This window comes from Streptomyces sp. G7(2002), assembly GCF_028870195.1.
In the GTDB taxonomy this organism is placed as follows: Bacteria; Actinomycetota; Actinomycetes; order Streptomycetales; family Streptomycetaceae; genus Streptomyces; species Streptomyces nigrescens.
In genome coordinates, this window is the sequence record NZ_CP102609.1 from 2,879,461 (window position 1) to 2,894,222 (window position 14,762).

The following is a 14,762-nucleotide window of genomic DNA, read 5'->3' on the forward strand; positions in this document are numbered from 1 at the left end:
TTGACGGGACGAGTAGCGCCGTACGCAGCCAGCAGCGACCCGGGGACGGTGGGAGCCCGGGGGCGTGCACGACGTGAAGATCACCCCGGAGCCGCCGGAAGAAAGCGTTGGGTAGTGGGCTCCGCCCACGGGCTTGGACAGTGGGCTCCGCCCACGGTCCTCGGGCCACCCAAGGTGACTAGAACCGGCAGCGCGACCCCAATGAGGGGGCGGTGCAGCGACACCGCCAAGGAGGGTGGTACCGCGGGAGCCCAGGCTCTCGTCCCTCCGGACGGAGAACGCAGCAGGTGTCCGCCGGAGGAAGCCCCCGATGAGTCCGCAGCCCCAGTACCGCCAGGTACCCGCCCAGGTAGACCTCCCCGCCCTTGAGCACGCCGTGCTCGAGTTCTGGCAGGAGCAGAAGGTCTTCGCCCGCACCCTCCAGCAGTCCGAGGGACGGCCCGAGTGGGTCTTCTACGAGGGCCCCCCGACCGCCAATGGCATGCCCGGCGCGCACCACATCGAGGCGCGCGTCTTCAAGGACGTCTTCCCCCGGTTCCGGACGATGCAGGGCTACCACGTCGACCGCAAGGCCGGCTGGGACTGCCACGGCCTCCCGGTCGAGCTGGCCGTGGAGAAGGAGCTGGGCTTCAACGGCAAGAAGGACATCGAGGCGTACGGCATCGCCGAGTTCAACGCCAAGTGCCGTGAGTCGGTGACCCGCCACACCGACGCCTTCGCCGAGCTCACGACCCGTATGGGCTACTGGACCGACCTGGACGCCCCGTACCGCACGATGGACCCCGACTACATCGAGTCGGTGTGGTGGTCGCTGAAGGAGATCTTCAACAAGGGCCTGCTGGTCCAGGACCACCGCGTCGCCCCCTGGTGCCCGCGCTGCGGCACCGGCCTGTCGGACCACGAGCTGGCGCAGGGCTACGAGAACGTCGTCGACCCCTCGGTCTTCGTCCGCCTCCCGCTGACGTCCGGCCCGCTCGCCGGCCGGGCCGCGCTGCTGATCTGGACGACCACCCCCTGGACCCTGGTCTCCAACACCGCCGTCGCCGCGCACCCCGACGTCACCTATGTCGTCGCCACCGACGGCACCGAGCAGCTGGTCGTCGCCGAGCCGCTGCTGGAGAAGGCCCTCGGTGAGGGCTGGACCGCCACCGGCGAGTCCTTCACCGGCCGCGAGATGGAGCGCTGGGCCTACGAGCGCCCCTTCGGCCTCGTCGAGCTCGACGGTGCCAACATCGTCGTCAACGCCGAGTACGTCACCACCGACGACGGCACCGGCCTCGTCCACCAGGCCCCGGCCTTCGGTGACGACGACCTCAAGACCTGCAAGGCGTACGACCTGCCGGTGATCAACCCGGTGCGCCCGGACGGCACCTTCGAGGAGCAACTGGCCCTGGTCGGCGGCCAGTTCTTCAAGAAGGCCGACGAGGCCCTGGTGGCCGACCTCGATGCCCGCGGTCTGCTCTTCAAGCACATCGCCTACGAGCACAGCTACCCGCACTGCTGGCGCTGCCACACCGCGCTGCTCTACTACGCCCAGCCGTCGTGGTACATCCGCACCACCGCGATCAAGGACGCCCTGCTCCGGGAGAACGAGAACACCAACTGGTTCCCCGAGTCCGTCAAGCACGGCCGCTTCGGCGACTGGCTCAACAACAACATCGACTGGGCGCTGTCCCGCAACCGCTACTGGGGCACCCCGCTGCCCATCTGGCGCTGCGAGGAGAATCACCTCACCTGCGTCGGCTCGCTCACTGAGCTCACCGAGCTGACGGGCACCGACCAGTCCGACCTGGACCCGCACCGCCCGTTCATCGACGGGATCACCTTCGCCTGCCCGACCTGCCAGGGCACCGCGACCCGCGTCCCCGAGGTGATCGACGCCTGGTACGACTCGGGCTCGATGCCGTTCGCGCAGTGGGGCTACCCGTACCGCAACAAGGAGCTGTTCGAGAAGCGCTACCCGGCGCAGTTCATCTCCGAGGCCATCGACCAGACCCGCGGCTGGTTCTACACCCTGATGGCCGTCGGCACCCTCGTCTTCGACAAGTCCTCGTACGAGAACGTGGTCTGCCTGGGCCACATCCTCGCCGAGGACGGCCGGAAGATGTCCAAGCACCTGGGCAACACCCTCCAGCCGATCCCGCTCATGGACCAGCACGGCGCCGACGCGGTCCGCTGGTTCATGGCCGCCGGCGGCTCCCCCTGGGCCGCCCGCCGGGTGGGCCACGGCACCATCCAGGAAGTCGTCCGCAAGACGCTGCTGACGTACTGGAACACCGTCGCCTTCCAGGCGCTGTACGCCCGTACCTCCGGCTGGGCGCCCTCCGCGGCCGACCCCGCCCCGGCCGACCGCCCGCTGCTGGACCGCTGGCTGCTCGGTGAGCTGAACACCCTGGTCGAGCAGGTCACCGAGTCGCTGGAGTCCTTCGACACCCAGCGCGCCGGCAAGGTGCTGTCGTCCTTCGTCGACGACCTCTCCAACTGGTACGTACGCCGCTCCCGCCGCCGCTTCTGGCAGGGCGACGCGGCCGCACTGCGGACGCTCCACGAGGTCATCGAGACCGTCACCCGGCTCATGGCGCCCCTCACCCCGTTCATCACCGAGCGGGTCTGGCAGGACCTGGTCGTCCCGGTCACCCCGGACGCCCCGGACTCCGTCCACCTCACCAGCTGGCCGGTCGCCGACCGGACGCTCATCGACCCGGCGCTGTCCGGCCGGATGCAGCTGGTGCGCCGGCTGGTCGAGCTGGGCCGGGCGACCCGCGCCGAGTCGGGGGTGAAGACCCGCCAGCCGCTGTCCCGTGCGCTGGTCGCGGCCCACGGGTTCGCGGACCTGTCCGAGGACCTGCGCGCACAGATCGCCGAGGAGCTCAACGTCAGCTCGCTGGCCTCGCTGTCGGAGGTCGGCGGATCCCTGGTCGACACCACCGCCAAGGCCAACTTCCGTGCCCTGGGCAAGCGGTTCGGCAAGGGCGTCCAGGCGGTCGCCAAGGCCGTCGCAGCGGCCGATGCCGCCGCCCTCTCCCTCGCGCTGCGCGAGGGCACGGCGAGCGTCGAGGTCGACGGCGAGACCGTCTCGCTCGCCCCCGAGGAGGTCATCATCACCGAGACCCCGCGCGAGGGCTGGTCGGTGGCCTCCGACGCGGGCGCCACGGTCGCCCTCGACCTGGAGATCACCCCGGAGCTGCGCCGGGCGGGCCTGGCCCGCGATGCGATCCGGCTGATCCAGGAGGCCCGTAAGAACAGCGGCCTGGACGTCGCCGACCGGATCGCGCTGCGCTGGCAGTCCACCGACGAGGAGCTGCGCACGGCACTGGCCGACCACGCCGGCCTGATCTCCGACGAGGTGCTCGCCACGGACTTCGCCCCCGGCGAGGCGGACGGTTCCTACGGCCCCGCGTTCACCGACGAGAGCCTGGCCCTCACGTTCCAGCTGCGCAAGGCGTAACCGCGGACGCGGTTCGCCGCGACGCACCGAGCCCCCCGGCGCCACCGCGCCGGGGGGCTCTGCCGTCCCCGCGGACCGGCCTGCTCCCCCACGCACAAGTACACACAAAAGGGCCGGGCCCCGAAGGAATGTTCCCTCGGGGCCCGGCCCTGATTGCCGACTGTGCGCGCTACGCGGACGTCAGTTGTCGTCCTCGTCGATCAGGAAGCCGCGCATCGGCGACGGCGTCTGCTGCATCGGCTGCGGGCTCTGCGGACGCACCGGAGCCATCGGCTGGGTCATCGCCGGCGACATCTGCTGCTGACCGCCGTAGGACGGACCGCTGCTGGACTGACCGGCCATGGAGTGGTTGCCGCCACCCATCGACTGACCGCCACCCATGGTGTGGTTGCCGCCCATGGTGCCGGCACCGGCCGACGCCATCGACGGGGACGGCGGCAGCGAAGCGGTCGCCGGGGTCCGCGGCGGGGCCAGCGAGTCGTCTGCCTGGTTCTCCAGCTGACGCAGCTGGCTCTCCAGGTAGGACTTCAGCCGCGTGCGGTACTCGCGCTCGAAGCCGCGCAGGTCCTCGACCTTGCGCTCCAGCGTCGCGCGGGCCGACTCCAGCGAGCCCATCGCCACGCGGTGCTTCTCCTGCGCGTCCCGCTCCAGCGCGTCGGCCTTGGCGCGGGCGTCCCGCTCCAGGCCCTCGGCACGGCTGCGCGCCTCGCCGACGATCTTGTTGGCCTCGGAACGGGCCTCCGCGATCGCCTGGTCAGCGGTCTGCTGTGCCAGCGACAGCACGCGCGCGGCGCTGTCACCACCGGGACCACCCTGCTGACCGCCCTGCGGCAGCTGCTGGGGTCCACCGGGGCCGCCCATCGGGCCACCCATGGGGCCGCCGGGGCCCATCGGACCGGGACCGTGCGGACCCTGCGGTCCGTGGCCACCGGGACCAGGAGGCAGCTGCGGTGCACCACCGGGCAGTTGGGGAGGTCCACCCATCCCCTGCTGCTGCGGCGGCACCGGCTGCGGACCGGATATGGCGGCGGGCACCGGAGCCCCGGGACGCTGCTGCTGCTCCTGCTGCTGGTCCGGTCCCTTGCGCAGGCCCTGCTGCTGGTTCTGCGCGGCGGCGCGGGTGGCAGCGGCCAGCTTGGCGCGAAGGTCCTCGTTCTCCCGCAGGAGCCGGGTCAGTTCGGCTTCGACCTCATCGAGGAAGGCATCGACCTCGTCCTCGTCATAGCCTTCTCGGAGGCGGACGGTCGTGAACTGCTTGTTCCGCACGTCCTCGGGGGTCAACGGCATCTCTACTTCACCTCAACGTAGTCGTCGGCAATCGGCAAGACCGTATCGTTCACACCAACAACACCGACCTCACGGCGGTGATCAGGATGTACACGATGATCATCAATACGAAGAAGGACAGGTCGAGCGCCACGCCCCCGAGACGCAGCGGCGGGATGACCCGCCGCAGAAGCTTGAGTGGCGGATCAGTGACAGTGTAGGCGGCCTCAAGAATGACCACCATCGCCTTGCCGGGTTGCCATGAACGGGCGAACTGGAAGACATAGTCCATCACCAGCCGGAAGATCAACACGATCAGGAAGCAGTACAGCGCGATGTAGATCACCTGACCAAAGACACTCATCTCGCGCCGTCCCTCTCCCCTTGCCTTGCTCCTGTGTTGGCCTCACCGACTCGGTGTGCCCGGTGTTGCGTCTCAGCTCTGGTTGAAGAACCCGCCCTCTGCGATACGGGCCTTGTCCTCCGCCGTGACATCGACGTTAGCAGGCGACAACAGGAACACCTTCTGCGTCACCCGCTCGATGCTGCCGTGAAGACCAAACACCAAACCGGCCGCAAAGTCGACAAGTCGCTTCGCGTCGGTGTCGTCCATCTCCGTCAGATTCATGATCACCGGAGTGCCCTCACGGAAGTGTTCCCCGATGGTACGGGCTTCGTTGTAGGTCCGGGGGTGGAGTGTGGTGATGCGGTAGGGCTCCCGCTCGGACACAACCTTGGGCATGATCACCGGTGCGTTCTTCTCCAGATTCGGACGGTCGGGTGTGATGGATGCCACGGGGGCGATTCGCGCGGGTCGTCCGTTTTCCGTGGCAAGCGGGGCCGGTTCACGTTGCGCCGGAGGTGTTACGGCACGGACGGGTTCCTCCCGTTCCGGGGGAATTTCGGCCTGCACCGGGTGCTGTTGACGCCGTCCCCGATCGGGTTCCGGGTCAAGCTCGGGCTCGAACTCGTCATCGGGGTCGAACCCCCGGCCGTCGTACCCATCGTCCTCCACGAGGCCGAGGTAGACCGCCATCTTGCGCATCGCGCCGGCCATTCTCTGCGTCCTCCGCTCTGTGGTGGATCGGCTCCGTCACCAGGGGCCTTGGATCCACTCGGCCTGCCCCGCTTTTTACGGGAATGACCATATTTTGTGCTGTGGTCCGACTTGCTTGGCGACGTTACCGGAGCCGTGGTCGGACTCCGAGTACCGCAGTGCCGACGCGCACATGTGTCGCCCCGGCCGCCACGGCCTCTTCGAGGTCCGCGCTCATGCCTGCTGACACCATGTTGGCAGCAGGATGGTCCGCGCGCAGGTCGGATGAGATTTCCATGAGCCGTTCGAAGGCGGCGAGTTCACGCCCGGCATAGGGCCCGGCCAGCGGCGCGACGGTCATCACACCGTCCAGACGCAGACCTTGGGCCCCGGCGATCTGCTCGGCGAGCGGCGCGACACCGTCCGGCGCCACACCTCCCCGTTCGCCCCGCACACCCGACTCCGCGTCAAGTGCCACCTGGATCAGGCAACCCAGTTCACGTTCGGCACGCACGGCCTCCTTGGAGAGCGTGGTGACGAGCCTGGCACGGTCGACCGACTGAACAATTCCGGCATAACCGGCCACGGACCGCACCTTGTTCGTCTGCAGTTGACCAACGAAGTGCCAAGTAAGGGACAAATCAGTGCATTCAGCGGCCTTGTGTGCCGCCTCCTGGTCGCGGTTCTCCGCGACCTGCCGCACCCCCAGTTCCGCGAGCAGCCGGACATCGCTCGCGGGGTAGGTCTTGGTGACCACGATCAGGGTCACCTCCTCACGCGGCCGGCCGGCCTTGGCGCAGGCGGCGGAGATACGTTCCTCCACCTGTGCCAGGTTCTGTGCCAGTTGCGTCTTGCGGTCGTCGGTCACGGCGTGGCCTCCCCCAGCCCCGGGCCGGGGGTGCCCCCGAGCCATACATAGCTCGCGAGCCGCCCCGTCGTACGGTCGCGCCGGTAAGAGAAGTGGTCCGCGGATTCGCGGGTGCAGATGTGGGAATCCTCACGCACCAGCACGCCCTCCGCGGCGAGTTGGGCCCGTACGCCTGCGGTGACGTCCACCGCGGGAGTGCCCCAACTGGTCGTCGCACGGGCCTCGGGCACCACCGCGGCGACATCGGAGCGCATCTCCTCGGGCACCTCGTAACAGCGCCCGCAGATCGCCGGTCCGGTGTACGCGACGATCCGCGCCGGCTCCGCGCCCCGCTTCACCATCGCCTCGACCACCGCCGGAACGACCCCGGCGACCAGGCCGGGCCGGCCGGCGTGCGCGGCCCCCGCGATCCCGGCGACCGGGTCGGCGAGCAGGACCGGGGTGCAGTCAGCGGTCAGGACCGCGAGCGCGAGGCCCCGGCGATCCGTCACCACCGCGTCCACACCGGGGATGTCGTCGCCGCGCCAGGGCCCGTCGACCACCGCGACGTCCCGGCCGTGGACCTGGTTCATCCAGACCACGCCGGCCGGGTCGAGGCCGAGTTCCCCAGCGGCGCGGGCACGGTTGGCGTGTACGGCCCGCGGGTCGTCGCCGACCGCGCCGCCCAGGTTGAGCTGATCGTACGGAGCGGCGCTCACCCCGCCCCACCTGTCGGTGAAGGCGAAATGCGCGCCGCTCTCGTGGTGCTGTTGCCCTATCACTTCAGTGCTTCGGTCACTTCAGGAAGTCGGGAACGTCCAGTTCCTCGGCCGCGGAGTCCGAGTACGGACGGGCCGGGGGAACCTGCGGAGCGCTCGCCGAGGACGACGGGACCTCGCCCAGTGAGGAGGAGGACTCGGCGGGTGCCGGCTCCTCGTCCCGTACGGGCACCGAACCCAGTCCGCCGAAGGACGACGAACGCGGCTCGGGCGGAGTGGCCGGACGGCTCGGGGCCGGGGTGGGCTCCTCGCGCTTCGGGGAGGACAGTGCGGAGGACTGCGCATCCCGGCGGGCCGGCGGCTGACCGCCGTCGAATCCCGCGGCGATGACCGTCACCCGTACCTCGTCGCCCAGCGCATCGTCGATGACCGCACCGAAGATGATGTTGGCTTCCGGGTGTGCGGCCTCGCTGACCAGCTGGGCGGCCTCGTTGATCTCGAAGAGACCGAGGTCGGAACCGCCGGAGATGGACAGCAGCACACCGCGGGCGCCGTCGATGGACGCCTCCAGGAGCGGCGAGGAGATCGCCATCTCCGCTGCGGCCACCGCACGGTCGTCGCCGCGCGCCGAACCGATCCCCATGAGGGCCGATCCGGCCTCCGACATCACGGACTTGACGTCGGCGAAGTCGAGGTTGATCAGACCCGGGGTGGTGATCAGATCGGTGATGCCCTGGACACCCGACAGCAGCACCTGGTCCGCAGACTTGAACGCGTCGAGCACGCTCACCTGGCGGTCCGAGATGGACAGCAGTCGGTCGTTGGGGATCACGATGAGGGTGTCGACCTCTTCGCGCAGCTGGGCGATGCCGTCCTCGGCCTGGTTGGCGCGACGGCGGCCCTCGAAGGTGAACGGCCGGGTGACCACACCGATCGTCAGGGCGCCCAGCGAGCGGGCGATGTTGGCGACGACGGGGGCACCACCGGTGCCGGTGCCGCCGCCCTCGCCCGCGGTCACGAAGACCATGTCGGCCCCCTTGAGGACCTCCTCGATCTCCTCGCGGTGGTCCTCGGCCGCCTTGCGACCCACATCGGGGTTGGCGCCGGCGCCGAGTCCGCGGGTCATTTCGCGGCCGACGTCAAGCTTGACGTCGGCGTCGCTCATCAGCAGCGCCTGCGCATCGGTGTTGATCGCGATGAACTCGACGCCCTTGAGCCCGACCTCGATCATCCGGTTGATGGCGTTCACGCCACCGCCGCCGATGCCGACGACCTTGATGACTGCGAGGTAGTTCTGCGGTGCTGCCACGTCGAAGGCCTCTCGCCTCGAGTTACGTGTCGTCGCCGCACGTGCGTGTGGACGCCGACTGATGCCGATGGGACGGTTCGTATCGCCGACCCGAACCCTAACGTTGAAGTTTAGGGTTACCTGTGCCTGTGTTCCTTGGTTCCATAGTCCCTTTGGAACGAGACACTAAGTCGACAAGGCGCGCCCGTTCAACGAACACGCCGAACCTCCCGTTTTTCTTTTCACCCTATGTGATCACCCATAGTCGTAGCCATCCAGGGTGCTGGCCTGCGGCTACGGACGTCAACTCCCGGACACCGCAGGGGCGCTGGGCACCGAGATGTCGAAGTGACGCCCGCCAGGTGCCGCTTTCAGCAGCGCGGTCAGCACCTTTGCCTTCTCGGGGCCCTGTTCGCGGCTACCCCAGGCGACCGTGCGGTCGCCGTCCAGTTCGAGGGTGATGGCGTCGTAGGACCGTACGCGGACCGTCCGTACGTCCTTGTGTACGACGGCGGGCAGGTCCTGGGCGACCTTGACCGCGGCACGCCGCAACCGGTCGATTCCGAACCGGCGCAGACTCGGGGAGTCGGATGCAGTCATTTCCAGAAGCGGAACGCCCTTGGGGGCCGTGCCGACGGTGGCGAACCGGACGCCCTCGGCGTCCACTTCGACAAACTTTCCGCCCGCTCGCATCAGCAGTTCCGGCACTCTTTCGGTCACTTTGAGGCCGATTGTGTGCGGCCAGGACCGCTCGACGTCCACCGTCTTGATGCGCGGCAGCCGGGCCCGCAGCCGGCGGGCCAGCGCGTCCGTATCCACGGAGGCCAGCGGCGCGTTCATCGGGGCGTCCGCGGCGGCGACGACTTCATGCGGCGTCAGAACCTTGGTGCCGGTGGTGCTGACGCGCTCCGCCCGGAGCCAGTTCGAGGCGTAGAGGGCCCAGACGCCGAACGCGCCGAGCAGCACCGTGACGACCAGGATGATGATCAGACCACGGCGGCTCGGCGCGCGAAGAGGAAGGCGCTCCCACCGGAATCTTCGCCCGGGGGGCGCCGCGGCGGAGGGCGGGCCGGACGGTGACTTCTTCTCACCGCGTTGGGCGGTTGTCGGTCCGGCCACGCTCCCTGCCTTCTCTCATGCGCTACTTGTTGTGCTGCGCGATCGCCTCGTACACCATGCCGACCAACAGCTCGTCGGCGTCCCGGCGGCCGAACTCGGAGGCCGCGCGCGACATCTCGTACAGCCGGTGCGGATCGGCCAGGACCGGGAGCACGCTGTTCTGCACCCAGTCCGGGGTCAGCTGGGCGTCGTCGACCAGCAGGCCCCCGCCGGCGTTGACCAGCGGCTGGGCGTTGAGCCGCTGCTCGCCGTTGCCGATGGGCAGCGGGACGAACGCGGCCGGGAGCCCGACGGCGGACAACTCGGCGACGGTCATTGCGCCCGCGCGGCAGAGCATCATGTCGGCCGCGGCGTACGCGAGATCCATCCGGTCCACGTACGGTACCGGGACATAGGGGGGCATCCCGGGCATGTTGTCCACATGCGGCAGTTCGTTCTTCGGGCCGACCGCGTGCAGGACCTGGATACCGGCACGCTGCAGGACCGGAACGGCGGCCTGGATGACCTCGTTCAGGCGGCGGGCACCCTGGGAACCACCGGACACCAGCAGGGTCGGGAGGTTGGGGTCGAGGCCGAAGGCGGCCCGCGCCTCGGGGCGGACCGCGGCGCGGTCCAGGGTGGCGATGGTGCGGCGCAGCGGGATGCCGACATAGCGGGCACCGCGCAGCTTGCTGTCCGGGGTGCTGACGGCGACGAACTTGGCGTACCGCGAGCCGATCTTGTTGGCCAGACCGGGGCGGGCGTTGGCCTCGTGGACGATGATCGGCACCCCGAGCCGCTTGGCGGCCAGATAGCCGGGCAGCGCCACATAGCCGCCGAAGCCGACGACACAGTCCGCCTTCGTGCGCTCCAGGATCTGCTCGGCGGCCTTGATCGTGCCGCGCAGCCGCCCGGGGACGGTGATCAGCTCGGGGGTGGGCTTGCGCGGCAGCGGCACGGCCGGGATCAGGCCCAGCTCATAGCCGCGCTCCGGGACGAGGCGGGTCTCCAGGCCCTTCTCCGTACCGAGTGCCGTGATCCCCACGGTGGGGTCCTGCCTCCGCAGTGCGTCCGCGAGGGCGAGCGCGGGCTCGATGTGGCCGGCGGTCCCCCCACCGGCGAGTACGACATGCACCGAAATTCACCGCTCTCCGGACGGCCGCTTCTTGACGCGCCGTCTCATCGTCTTCCATCTCACCCCAGCCTGCCTCCTGCCGAAGACCGGCTGCCGCATGGCCAACGCCGCCCGTGCAGCGGGCTCGTCACGCGCGAAGGCGATCAAGAGCCCGATGGCGAACATCGTCGGCAGCAGGGCGGAGCCTCCGTAGGAGAACAGCGGGAGCGGGACACCGGCGATCGGCAACAGGCCGAGCACCGCACCGATGTTGATCACGGCCTGGGCCGTGATCCAGGTGGTCACGCCTCCCGCGGCGTACCGTACGAAGGGGTCCTCCGTGCGTCCGGCCACGCGGATACCCGCATAGCCTAGAGCCGCGAAGAGGGCGAGCACCGACAGCGTCCCCGCCAGACCCAGTTCCTCCCCGGTGATGGCGAAGATGAAGTCGGTGTGCGGTTCAGGGAGTTCACCCCATTTTTCCATACTTGCACCGAGGCCGGAACCGAAGAATCCGCCGGACGCCAGGGCATAGATGCCGTGCACGGCCTGCCAGCACTGGTCACCGGGCCCCGGATCGGTCGCTCCGATGCAGGCCAGCCGGGACATCCGGTTGGCGCTGGTCTTGATCAGCAGCGCCCCGATCAGTGTGGCGGCGCCCAGCACCCCCACGAACAGCCGGGTCGGCGCCCCGGCCAGCCACAGCAGCCCGAAAAGGATCGCCGTGAGAATGATCGCGGTCCCCATGTCGCCGCCGAGCATGATCAGCCCGAGCAGCAGGAACGCCACCGGGATCAGCGGCACCAGCAGATGCTTCCACTGCACCAGCAGCCTTTTGTCCTGTTTGCGGGCCAGCAGATCGGCGCCCCACAGCACCAGCGCGAGCTTGGCGAACTCGCTCGGTTGCATCTGGAAAGGTCCGCCGAGGCTGATCCAGTTCTGGTTGCCGTTGACCGCGACCCCTATGCCCGGAATCTGCACCAGGCACATCAGGAACACCGAGACGGCGAGCAGCGGATACGCGAGCCCGCGGTGCAGCCGCACCTTCATCCGGGAGGCGGCCAGCAGCAGCCCGCCGCCCAGGACGGCGGCCAGCAGCTGCTTGCGGAAGAAGTACGTCGGGGCCAGACCGGACTGCAGCGCCTTGATCTGGGACGCCGAGTAGACCATCACCAGGCCCAGGACGGTGATCAGCAGGCTGCCGCCGAGGATCAGGTAGTAGGCGGTCAGCGGGCGGTCCCAGGCCCGTTTCAGCCGGGTGTGGAGCCCCCGGAGGCCGCCCGGTGTGCGGCCGCCGCGCGGCTTGCGCGCAGTGGAGGGCCGGCGCACCGGACGCGGTGTGGCCGCCTTCGCCGATCGGGCCGTCATCCTCGTCCCCTCCACAGGTGCGCTCGCCGCCGGCTGACGACGACAGCGGGGAGAAACGGTCTAGTGATCCCGTGCGGTCAGCTCACCGACCGCCTCGGCGAAGGCTTCGCCCCGCTTGTTGTAGTTGACGAACATGTCCATCGAGGCACAGGCCGGAGCCAGCAGGACGGTGTCGCCGGGCTCGGCCAGGCGGGTCGCTTCCCTGACCGCCTCGGGCATCGCCCCAGTGTCGGTCCGGTCGAGGTCGACCACCGGGACATCGGGGGCGTGTCGCGCCAGGGCTTCCCGGATCAGCGCCCGATCGGCGCCGATCAGCACCGCCCCGCGCAGCCGGGCCGCCGACTTCTGCACCAGCTCGTCGAAGGTCGCGCCCTTGGCGAGGCCGCCGGCGATCCACACGATGTGCTCGTACGCCGCCAACGACGCCTCGGCGGCGTGGGTGTTGGTGGCCTTGGAGTCGTCGATGTAGGTGACGCCGTCGCGCTCCGCGATGTGCTGGATGCGGTGCGCTTCCGGGTGGAAGGCGCGCAGTCCGTCGCGTACGGCGGCGGGACGGACGCCGAAGGCACGGGCCAGCGCCGCCGCCGCGAGGGCGTTGGCGATGTTGTGCGGGGCCGGGGTCCCGGAGCCGGGCGCGATGTCGGAGACCTCGGCGAGCTCCTGGGCCTGCTGCTGACGGTTCTCCACGAAGGCGCGGTCGACGAGGATGCCGTCGACGACGCCGAGTTGGGAGGGGCCGGGGGTCCCGAGGGTGAAGCCGATGGCCCGGCAGCCCTCCTCGACGTCGGCCTCGCGCACCAGGTCCTCGGTCGCCTTGTCGGCCACGTTGTAGACGCAGGCGACGGTGTTGCCCTCGTAGATCCGGCCCTTGTCGGCGGCGTACGCCTGCATGGAGCCGTGCCAGTCGAGGTGGTCGGGGGCGAGGTTGAGGACCGTGGCGGAGTGCGCGCGCAGCGACGGCGCCCAGTGCAGCTGGTAGCTGGAGAGCTCCACGGCCAGCACGTCATAGGAGGGCTCGCCGTCCTTGCCCTGCCCCAGGACGACATCGATGATCGGGGTGCCGATGTTGCCGACCGCCATGGTGCGCAGGCCCTCGGCGGCCAGGATCGAGGCCAGCATCCGCACGGTGGTGGTCTTGCCGTTGGTGCCGGTGACCCCGAGCCAGGCCGCGGCGTCCGGCCCTCGCAGCCGCCAGGCGATCTCGACATCGCCGACCACGTCCACACCGGCCGCCGCGGCCGCCGCGAACAGGGGGCTGTCCGGCTTCCAGCCGGGAGAGGTGACGACCAGGCCGGTGCCCTCGGGGAGGGTCTCCCCGTCGCCGAGGCGGACGGTGATCCCCTGCTCCATCAGCTCACGGGCGGTGGCCCGCTGCTTGTCGCCGTCGCCGCCGTCCACGACGGTGACATGGGCGCCGAGGCCGGCCAGGGCGCGGGCGGCGCTGATGCCGCTCACGCCGAGGCCGGCGACGGTGATGTGCTGACCGGCGAAGTCCGCCGGGCCGTGCGTGGTCACTTTGCTGCCTGCCAGCCGCCGTAGAAGATGCCGAGTCCCACGATGACGCACATGCCCTGGATGATCCAGAACCGGACCACCACAAGGACTTCCGACCACCCCTTGAGTTCGAAGTGGTGCTGGAGTGGCGCCATGCGGAAGACCCGCTTGCCGGTCAGCCGGAACGATCCGACCTGGATCACCACGGACATGGTGATCAGGACGAAGAGACCGCCGAGGATGGCGAGCAGCAGCTCCGTACGGGAGCAGATGGCCAGGCCGGCCAGCGCGCCGCCCAGGGCCAGCGAACCGGTGTCGCCCATGAAGATCTTGGCGGGCGAGGTGTTCCACCACAGGAAGCCGAAGCAGGCGCCCATCAGCGCGGAGGCCACGACCGCGAGGTCGAGCGGATCTCGGACCTCGTAACAGCCCGGTCCGGCGGTGATCTGGTTGGCGCACGACTCCTGGTACTGCCAGATGCCGATGAAGGTGTACGCGCCGAAGACCATCACCGAGGCGCCGGTGGCGAGGCCGTCGAGGCCGTCGGTGAGGTTCACGCCGTTGGACATCGCCAGGATCATGAACAGCGCCCAGATCACGAAGATCACCGGGCCGATCTGCCAGCCGAAGTCCTGGGTGAAGGAGAGCCGGTCGGACGCCGGGGTCTGCCCGCGCAGGTCCGCGAACTGCAGCGACAGCACGGCGAAGGCGATACCGACGATCAGCTGGCCGGCCATCTTGGCCTTGGCCCGCAGGCCCAGCGAGCGCTGCTTGACGATCTTGATGTAGTCGTCGAGGAACCCGACCAGGCCCATGCCCGCGAAGAGGAAGAGCACCAGCACACCCGAGAAGGTCGGATCGCTGGAGGTGATCACCTTTGTCACGGCGTAGGCGATGATCGTGGCCAGGATGAAGGAGATACCGCCCATGGTGGGCGTGCCCTTCTTGCTGCCGTGGGTCCGCGGGCCGTCATCGCGGATGAACTGCCCGTATCCCTTTTTGGCCAGCAGCTTGATCAGCAGCGGGGTGCCGATCAGGGTCAGGAAGAGCCCGATCATTCCAGAGAAGAGGATCTGCTTCATCG

Annotated in this window: 12 protein-coding genes; 1 reads left to right on the top strand and 11 read right to left on the bottom strand. The window is 69.4% G+C overall.

Translation table 11 applies throughout. From position 1 onward, the window contains the following. The first annotated feature begins 310 nt into the window (after positions 1 to 310). Positions 311 to 3,448, top strand: a complete 3,138-nt coding sequence (gene ileS / locus NUT86_RS11800; RefSeq protein ID WP_274735034.1) for an isoleucine--tRNA ligase — start codon at positions 311 to 313, stop codon at positions 3,446 to 3,448. Between the two features lie 180 nt (positions 3,449 to 3,628). Here the strand turns inward: ileS and NUT86_RS11805 are convergent, their stop codons facing one another. From NUT86_RS11805 to mraY, 11 genes are all read right to left on the bottom strand, one after another. Next, positions 3,629 to 4,735: a DivIVA domain-containing protein gene (locus NUT86_RS11805; protein WP_274735036.1), complete on the bottom strand. Its 1,107-nt coding sequence runs from the start codon at positions 4,733 to 4,735 to the stop codon at positions 3,629 to 3,631. A gap of 49 nt (positions 4,736 to 4,784) precedes the next feature. Next, positions 4,785 to 5,078 (bottom strand): YggT family protein, encoded by a 294-nt coding sequence (locus NUT86_RS11810; protein WP_018090257.1) that lies wholly within the window; start codon positions 5,076 to 5,078, stop codon positions 4,785 to 4,787. 72 nt (positions 5,079 to 5,150) lie between these two features. Beyond that, positions 5,151 to 5,771, bottom strand: a complete 621-nt coding sequence (locus NUT86_RS11815) for a cell division protein SepF (protein WP_018090256.1) — start codon at positions 5,769 to 5,771, stop codon at positions 5,151 to 5,153. A 124-nt stretch (positions 5,772 to 5,895) separates the two neighbouring features. Further along, a complete protein-coding gene (locus NUT86_RS11820) occupies positions 5,896 to 6,618 on the bottom strand; it encodes a YggS family pyridoxal phosphate-dependent enzyme (protein ID WP_018090255.1) in 723 nt (240 codons plus the stop codon). Further along, on the bottom strand, positions 6,615 to 7,379 hold the full coding sequence (gene pgeF / locus NUT86_RS11825; protein WP_266446179.1) for a peptidoglycan editing factor PgeF: 765 nt from the start codon (positions 7,377 to 7,379) through the stop codon (positions 6,615 to 6,617). The genes NUT86_RS11820 and pgeF overlap by 4 nt, the downstream gene beginning before the upstream one ends. A gap of 13 nt (positions 7,380 to 7,392) precedes the next feature. Beyond that, complete coding sequence (ftsZ, locus tag NUT86_RS11830; RefSeq protein ID WP_159488558.1) at positions 7,393 to 8,625, bottom strand: cell division protein FtsZ; 1,233 nt, start codon at positions 8,623 to 8,625, stop codon at positions 7,393 to 7,395. 282 nt (positions 8,626 to 8,907) lie between these two features. Beyond that, positions 8,908 to 9,723, bottom strand: a complete 816-nt coding sequence (locus tag NUT86_RS11835) for a cell division protein FtsQ/DivIB (RefSeq protein WP_109889129.1) — start codon at positions 9,721 to 9,723, stop codon at positions 8,908 to 8,910. Positions 9,724 to 9,745: 22 nt separating this feature from the next. Next, positions 9,746 to 10,837, bottom strand: a complete 1,092-nt coding sequence (gene murG / locus NUT86_RS11840; RefSeq protein ID WP_018090251.1) for an undecaprenyldiphospho-muramoylpentapeptide beta-N-acetylglucosaminyltransferase — start codon at positions 10,835 to 10,837, stop codon at positions 9,746 to 9,748. Between the two features lie 6 nt (positions 10,838 to 10,843). Beyond that, positions 10,844 to 12,184 (bottom strand): putative lipid II flippase FtsW, encoded by a 1,341-nt coding sequence (gene ftsW / locus NUT86_RS11845; RefSeq protein ID WP_018090250.1) that lies wholly within the window; start codon positions 12,182 to 12,184, stop codon positions 10,844 to 10,846. Positions 12,185 to 12,244: 60 nt separating this feature from the next. Continuing rightward, the gene (gene murD / locus NUT86_RS11850) at positions 12,245 to 13,699 is read right to left on the bottom strand and encodes a UDP-N-acetylmuramoyl-L-alanine--D-glutamate ligase (RefSeq protein WP_274735040.1); all 1,455 of its coding nucleotides are present in this window, start codon (positions 13,697 to 13,699) and stop codon (positions 12,245 to 12,247) included. Then, positions 13,696 to 14,760, bottom strand: a complete 1,065-nt coding sequence (mraY, locus tag NUT86_RS11855) for a phospho-N-acetylmuramoyl-pentapeptide-transferase (protein ID WP_026169741.1) — start codon at positions 14,758 to 14,760, stop codon at positions 13,696 to 13,698. Before mraY ends, murD begins: the two co-directional genes overlap by 4 nt. Between the last annotated feature and the right edge of the window lie 2 nt (positions 14,761 to 14,762).